Source organism: Ruminococcus sp. 1001136sp1 (genome assembly GCF_039841815.1).
Taxonomy (GTDB): Bacteria; Bacillota; Clostridia; order Lachnospirales; family Lachnospiraceae; genus Blautia_A; species Blautia_A faecis.
In genome coordinates, this window is the sequence record NZ_JBDPGY010000043.1 from 1 (window position 1) to 8074 (window position 8074).

General features: G+C 32.8%; 5 protein-coding genes and 1 riboswitch. Of the genes, 3 read left to right on the forward strand and 2 right to left on the reverse strand.

Annotated elements, in window-relative coordinates:
* Nucleotides 1-2046: Ig-like domain-containing protein (locus ABHC48_RS20125; RefSeq protein ID WP_347506027.1), on the forward strand; the 2046-nt coding region annotated here is incomplete at its 5' end.
* A 650-nt stretch (nucleotides 2047-2696) separates the two neighbouring features.
* Here ABHC48_RS20125 and ABHC48_RS20130 read toward each other — a convergent pair.
* Together ABHC48_RS20130 and ABHC48_RS20135 are read right to left on the reverse strand one after the other, a co-directional pair.
* On the reverse strand, nucleotides 2697-3812 hold the full coding sequence (locus ABHC48_RS20130) for a hypothetical protein (RefSeq protein ID WP_347506028.1): 1116 nt from the start codon (nucleotides 3810-3812) through the stop codon (nucleotides 2697-2699).
* A gap of 242 nt (nucleotides 3813-4054) precedes the next feature.
* On the reverse strand, nucleotides 4055-4342 hold the full coding sequence (locus tag ABHC48_RS20135) for a helix-turn-helix transcriptional regulator (RefSeq protein WP_347506030.1): 288 nt from the start codon (nucleotides 4340-4342) through the stop codon (nucleotides 4055-4057).
* A gap of 114 nt (nucleotides 4343-4456) precedes the next feature.
* A riboswitch (cyclic di-GMP riboswitch) is annotated at nucleotides 4457-4532 on the forward strand.
* 72 nt (nucleotides 4533-4604) lie between these two features.
* Between ABHC48_RS20135 and ABHC48_RS20140 the strand changes: the two genes are divergently transcribed.
* Both ABHC48_RS20140 and ABHC48_RS20145 read left to right on the forward strand, forming a co-directional pair.
* Complete coding sequence (locus tag ABHC48_RS20140) at nucleotides 4605-6575, forward strand: AAA family ATPase (RefSeq protein WP_347506031.1); 1971 nt, start codon at nucleotides 4605-4607, stop codon at nucleotides 6573-6575.
* Between the two features lie 27 nt (nucleotides 6576-6602).
* Nucleotides 6603-7907 carry a hypothetical protein gene (locus ABHC48_RS20145; protein WP_347506033.1) on the forward strand — a complete coding sequence of 435 codons (1305 nt, stop codon included), beginning with the start codon at nucleotides 6603-6605 and terminating at the stop codon, nucleotides 7905-7907.
* Nucleotides 7908-8074 lie beyond the last annotated feature (167 nt).

Sequence of the window (8074 nt, forward strand, 5' to 3'; positions counted from 1 at the left end):
ACAGGAAACAGAACCAGTGCGCCGGGAGCTGCAATCTGTAATTCTGGCGGAAGCATCGGACTGGCAGGTGGTACTATTACAGGAAACCAGTCTGAGGGCATTGTAAATGAAGCTGCTGAGATCACAGGTGGAGCTATTTACAGCTTAGGTGAGATCCGTGTTTCCGGTACTGTGATTGTGAAGGACAACAGGGATGATGGCATTGATGATAACAGTATTGTTTTAGGCGGTGATAGCGCATATATTGTTGCAATTGGCGAGCTTGCTGAGACTGCAAATCTTCAGGTGAGAAGAAGTGATGCAGCAGCTGGAAAAATTATTGTAAAGGTCGGCACTGATGATAAAGGTACTGCGCTTACTACTATGGAGAATATTCTGGCACATGTTCATTATCTGGACTCTACAGAGTTTACCATTAACAGCCAGACTGGAATGTTGGAGAAAATTTTTAGCACTATGATGCTGACCGCAGATTCTCTTTCTTGGAGTAATGCGTATGAGCATACTGTTGATCTGACTTTTCATACCAATGATGCTGGTGTTGGAGGAAGATATTATGTGACCTGGGTGAAGAAATCTGATTCTACACCTGGATTCGAAGCAGTAAAGAGCAATTATAAAAGCTCTGGAGATATTGCAAGCTCTGCAAGCGTACAGTTGACAGATGTAGCTTATGATACAGCCATTAAAGTAGTTGTATATGCTGAGGATTCCAAGGGACTTGAAGCAGTTGCACCACTTGTACTCACATTAAAGGCGAAAGCAAGTACTCCCACAGAAACTCCGGTTACTACCACACCGACTCCAACCACTCGTGCAACTATTAACCCGTCTGTCAGCGAGAGCAAGGTAACTGGATTGGAAGAGCCTTTAGCATTTTATCCGAAACAGATGTACGATTTCACAGTAATTGGTGCAGGGACTGACAATACAAACCCGATTAAAGGTGATACCAAGTGGATTCCATATGGCTGGTCAATGGAGAAAAATAATATTGATGGAGGATATCAGAAGAGCTGGTCTATTGGAAATGTAAATGGTATTGAACATGAAGAAACATTTACAATGTATATATTTTTCCAGAAGTTCATATACAATGGCTCTGAATGGGACGCTACTTTTATAAGAGATTCGCTTCCAACAACTTTTAAATCAAAAGAAATACAGTTGATTGCATCACCGATACCAACGCCTGCAGTCAATCCAACCTCAACGCCAGCTCCAACGACAACGACACCTATTCCGGTCTATACTCCAAGCGTATCTCAAAGTACGGTAAAAGGTTTGGAAGAGCCGCTTACCTTTACCTCTGGAAAAACATATCAATTTATAGTTACTGGAGTTGGAACTCAGAACACAAATCCTGTTAATGGAGACTGGCAGTGGAGACCATTATATTGGAGCTTAAATGCGAATCCAACAGCAAGCCAGAGACAGACAATAGGTAGAATTGGAAACAATAATGGTATTACCAAATCTGGAACATATGATATGTACATATTCTTCCAGAAGTATTTGTATGATGGTGTTCGTAAAATGTGGCTTCCATCAGATGATATTCAGAGTATGAAGTACCAGTTCTCAGTTAAGGCAGTATCTCTAATTCCGTCTTCACTTACATTGAAAAAAGGTAAAACATCTACTCTGAAACCAGCTTCCTCATGGAAGAATGTTAAGTATTCTACTTCCAACAAGAAAATTGTAACAGTTAATAAAAAGGGCAAGGTTAAAGGTATTTCGGCAGGCACTGCGAAGATTACAGTAAAATCAGGTTCTAAAAGGGCTGTGTGCACAATAACAGTACCAGGCACGACAGCAATTAAGAACATTAAATCCTCTATAAATGTAAAGAAGGGTAAGAGCACGACATTGAAACCTAAACTTTCATATGCTGGAAGCCCAGATACAGTTACATATAAATCCTCAAACAAGAAGATTGCGATTGTTAGTAAATATGGAAAAATAACAGGTAAAAAGAAAGGCACTGCAACTATTACGATTAAGTCTGGAAAAATTACAAAGAAGTGTAAAGTGAAAGTTAAGTAATACATATAGGGTATACTGGATATTATCTGGTATGCCCTATTTTTTCGCTCTGTTGCCAGATTGGAAAATAATTTTTGGTTTATATACCGCCATGTATCTGACCGGGGCATGTAAAAATTCCAGAGTTTATAAGTACCCCCCCCCTGGGGAGCAGTGGTAGTGCTTTTATGGCTAGTAAAAAGTCCCCCCCTTCCACCTTTAAATATATATTGTTAAAAAAATAACGATATAATCACATTTTGAAATGTTGAGATAGCAGTATTTATAAGGGATTGCGCACGAAGTCAATTAAAATATGGTATCGCGGAGATATCGTATTTTCCCATATTTTTTATGGGTTCATATAAAATGGAATGTTAAAAAATTAACACAAAATGACTACTAGTCATTCTTTTAATACCCCACAAAGCCTTATTTTTTCTTACATCTTGGCGATAACAAATGGTTGAATTTTGACTCTTTGAAAAGCCAGTAAAATAAAGGGTTTGCAAGGGGTGATTTTTATACTGTATCGCCTTGGGTTTATCGTGGCTCTGTGTGGCTGATATATAATATTCCCGGGAAGGTTGATTCCAAAACAGCATCAGTCCCGGTTTCATATAACAAAAGAGCATATGTGGCGGTATGCTCTGTAACAATAGATAAGCCTATTATGAAGCTTTAGCATTATTTACAAGATTATTTTTGAAAGAACTAATCCATTCAAAGATAATAGGGATAATTATTGCACTAGCTATAAATTCGAGAACAGCTGTACTAGCTTCTTGCATTCTGAATATAGGTTGATAACGGTTAAAAACAACAGTACATACTAAAGCCATTATAAGTGAGATACGAAATGAAATTGCAATTATTCTTTTATCTGAAAGATTTAATAACCAGTTTAGCATTTGTTTTAGAGCTTTCCTCAACATTCTTATTAAGAGACTAAGCAAACCAATAGAAGAACTAATTGATGAAAGGGATATATTAATAAGTGCAAGAAAACTATCAAAAATAAACGTAATTGGTAATAAAATGTATCGGATCCAATGTATAAAGTACGGCTGTCTTCCAATTAGTTCCCATTGAAAAATAAGAGTTGATTTTAATTTGGGAGTTTCTTCAATTTTATTTATCCAGTATTGTTCAAAATCTGTTATCTTATTTTTCAATAATAATTTGATATATAATTTTTTTAGAACACCTATAATATTAATTAGTAATTCTGAAAGTAAAGCGCAAAGGATAAAAATATACAGAGAGAATAATATAATATGGGACAAGGCTATTAACATGTCCGACATATAAACATTAGTAGTTTCATATAGTTCCTTTAGTAAAATTTTAAAAATATTCTGTATATTTAAAAACCATATTGTATATGCTAATATATTAATTGCAGTCCATTCAATAGAGGATAACTTGCCAATATCATTTGATATTACTACTTTTTTTATAATTCCAATTGCGTGACAGAAAGTGACAATTCCTTTTATACATATGGGTATTGAAATAATAGCAATTAGCCAATATAGATTTTGAATTCTTTTTATCCAAATCAATAGGACTGGTGCAGCAATTATAAGGATTGCTGAAATGGAAATTGCTGACTCTATGTGATTTTTCCAAGTGAATTTTTGACTGCTATTGTTTGGAGCATTTATTTTGGCATTATTTTTAGATGGCTTCAATAAATTTTCTATTGTTTGGATAATAAGTGTAGTAAAAATAGATATTGGAAATATAAAATAAAATATACGATCTAATACATTTAAAATTAACATGATTATCCTCTAATAAAACAAGATTATCAGTATACCAGTTTATTTTAGGTATACAGGAAAATAAATTTTAGTAATCATTTACAGTATTGCCATATTACATTATCTTTTGGACTTTGAATGTGCATTTTGTATTCTGATTATGGCTGGAGATATGTAGCAAATCTTATAAAACCAGTATAAAACCATTTCAGTCAGAATACAACAAAAAGCTACCGGATCAGACAATACCCGATAGCTTTATATCATTTTCTACGTTTCATTGCTTTTATCAAATTAAGTAATGCTTGAATTTCTTCTTCGGTTAGACCGGATAAATCCAGTTCCCGGATGTTCTCTAATCCAAGTAAATAGTCTGTTGACACTCTGAAGATTTTGGAAATATTAATCAGTATATCATAAGAGGGCAATCTAAGTCCTGTTTCGTAGGCGCTTATAACAGATTTTGTTACACCAAGTTTTTGTGCAACTTGTGCTTGGGTGAATCCATTTTGTAAACGAAGAGTTTTTAAATTGTTACCAAAATCAACCATATCAAATCCCCTTTCTGTAAAATAATACTATATAATTGGATTTTATTTGGTGGATTATGTGTTTAATTAGTTGACTTTTCTATACCATAAGCGTATAATTTTCCTCATAGATAACTGAATAAGGGGCAAAGCCGGGGAAACCTGGTGGCGCAAAGCTATAGGGCCTGTAAAATGGTAGCCAGTTGCAATTGAACGTGAAGAGAGCATTACTTGCCTGAAGTGTATTCCGGTGAGTAGTGCTTTTATTTTGAGGAGAGAGCAGATGTTTGGATCAAGAAAACCGTATGAAGGTTGTTATGAATTTACTAGCTTAATGGTTAATGACTGGAATAAGAAAATATTTTTGGATTATTTTGCGTATGATACAGTAAAAAAAATGGAATTAGGATATGCAGAAGTTTCATACTATGATAATTTTGACAAACGTGTAGAGTCTGTTTCTGGTCCTTTATCTTTCTTTGTGGAAGATAACGATGATAAAGGTATGACTTATTCTGCTATGGAGAATAAAAGAAATGCATATCGTTTGAATCTTGAAATAATACCAGGAAGATCTGAATATCACCTTATATATACAAATATACATGATGAATTGAAAATATATGATGATAGTGATAAATTGATTGTTTATATTGTACCTACTGATAAAGAGGAAGATTGGCGAAAAATAAAATTTTATTCTTTAGATGACTTTAATAGAGCAGAGATTTATTTCTACTTTGCAAGCAGAAAAAAAGATTATTCATATTTGATCCCGAAAAAACCAGAAGTAAAAGAGGTGGAGATTTCAGATATGATAAGAGCAGATTTAAATGAAGATTTACAAAAAGTTATAAATAATATGTATTCATTAGCTGATTCTTTGGATAATGCTGGACTTGGAATGAAACAAATGGGCGACACATCTACTAAAGAAGCTTTACGAATAGAATTATTGGTGTATATGATTTATTTGGCTGGAGCAGATAGAGATATTGCTTCAGAAGAAGTTGAAATGATAAATAATTATTTTGATTTTAATTTATCGGCAGAATACATAAAAGATTTTATTATAAGTAACAAAATTAATGATGAAAATTTTGGAAAAAAAATCCCAGCAATAATCCAACTATTTGTAAAAATTGATAATACTTTATTATCGCAGCAAAATAATGAATCGTATTCGTTTGTGAGTGTATTAATGTATCAAACATATGAGGCGTTTGGAAAAGAATTATTAGCATGTGATGAAAACGTTAGTGAAAAAGAGATTGACACTTTGACGGTTTATCTTGAAAATTTGCGTAATTATATTCAGAGAGAATTACATTATAATGGTGTCATTACTTTTGAAAGTCTAATAATTGGCAAAAGTAAATTTACACAGACTTTTGATAAGAAACAAGAAGAGCAAAATTACACCAAAGACGAAGAATTAACTCTTCCAGAACTTTTGCACGAGCTTAATTCGTTAATAGGGTTAGAAAATGTCAAGAAGGATGTAAATTCATTAATTAATTTGTTACAAATTAGAAAAATACGAGAAGAAAGAGGTATGGTGCAAACTCCAATGTCGTTGCATTTAGTGTTTTCAGGAAATCCAGGAACAGGAAAAACTACTGTAGCTCGATTACTGGCAAAGATATATTGCAAGTTGGGAATATTATCAAAGGGTCATTTAGTAGAAGTAGATCGATCTGGATTAGTAGGTGGATATGTCGGGCAAACTGCGTTGAAAGTACAAGATGTAATACAAAAATCTCTTGGAGGTATTTTATTTATAGATGAAGCGTATTCTTTGACTGCAAATAAAGGTGAAAATGATTATGGATATGAAGCTGTAGATACGTTGCTTAAAGGAATGGAAGATCATAGAGATGATTTAGTTGTTATTGTAGCTGGATATCCTGATTTGATGAAAGAATTTCTTATGTCAAATCCTGGGCTAAGATCCAGATTTAATAAGTATATTAATTTTGAAGATTATTCACCAGAAGAACTGAAAGATATTTTCAAAAATCTTTGTCAAAAATCCGGATACACTGCTAATACAGAAACGATGGAATATGTGAAAAAATATTTTACCAAAAGAGCATCCATGGCAGATGTAAGTTTTGCGAATGGACGAGATGTAAGAAATTATTTTGAAATAGCCATGGTGAATCAAGCAAATCGTTTATCTTTGAAACAAGAGCTTTCTAATGAAGAATTAGTAAAATTGGAACTAAGCGATGTAGAAAATATAGAACTTTGATAAATAATGGCATAGAGGAGAATGACGATGAAATGTGACAGTTGTGGAGGAAATCTTATTATACAAGAAAATGGTGAAGATGCTATTTGCGAAAAATGTGGAAAAAAATATACAGTAGATCAGATGAAAATAAAAAGACTAGAAAATTTTAATTGTATTGAAGAAAATATGTTGGCTTATGATAAAAAGAAGCAGATTTCAGACTTGGAAGATAAAGCTGGAAAAGCATATGATCGCAAGAATTATTCAGAAGCGTATAATTATTATTCTCAGATCGTAGAATTAAGTCCGAATTATTGGTTTGCTTTGTTTAGAAAAAGTATTTGCATAGGTTGGAATAGTAATTTACAAAATATGCATAAAGATGAAGTGACAAGTGGAATTTCTGAAGCGCTTAAATTATTATATTCAAACGAAACGCAAACAATTCAGTTAAAAAGTGATGGTTCTTTAATTGTTGTTGTAGAATTATGTAATTGGATTAATAGTATCAATGCATTAGCAATTCAAAAATGCTTTCAATATGCCTTTAAAATTGCTAATATTATAGAAGAATTTTATCATCAGGAACAGATAATTGCAGAACTTATAGAATTTGATTTGGGGATAATTACAGAATTTGTATTTAAAAACTATCAAGATAAAAATTCTATGGAAACTGTACTTAATCAAATTTGTAAATTTGGAAAAGAAATTGTAGATAATATGTGTAGCACGAATATAATAAATGGTAGGAATATGCATCCGGATTCTAAAACCCAACGTCTTGGTTCTGAATTAAATTCATTTATTGACAATTTTCAACGTGATATTCAAAAGTGGAAAAGAGAATATAAAAAAGAGTGTGAAGAACGGATTAGATTAGAGAAAGAAGAAAGGCAAAAAAAATATTGGGAAGCACATGCTGAAGAAAAGAAGGAATATGAAATAAAGCAGGTAGAAATAAAGAATGAGATAGATAGCCTAAACAATGTTATTGGAGAATATAACAAACGTATTTTGGAAATTAAGCAGATTCTTTCAAATAAAATTGAAGGCGAAAAATTATTAGGAGAATACATTTCTGAGCAGGTAGAATTGCAAAATGAAAAATCTAAACTTGGATTGTTTGCTGGAAAGAAAAAAAGAGCAATTCAAGAACAAATTAACTCATTACAAAGTAAAATTAATGAACTTCAAGGAAATATCGAGGGGAAAAGAAGAAATATTAAAATAGAAGTATCTAAAAAAGTTGCTGCAGTTGAAAAGGAGTGTAAACCTTTCAAAGAAAAAGTTGAAAAGCTTGAATTGGAGAGAACAAGAATTAATAATGAACTAACAAAAGAGCGCTAACACACCACAATAGGGATGTAACCTCACACCGGGGCTGCATCCCTATTTTTTCGCTTCCAGATCATCAAATTTATTGTGCAATATGACGAATGTTGATTGTCAAGTAAAATTGACCCACTTTTACGTTTAATTTTGACCCACCTGAATTCAGAAATCACCTGATTTTC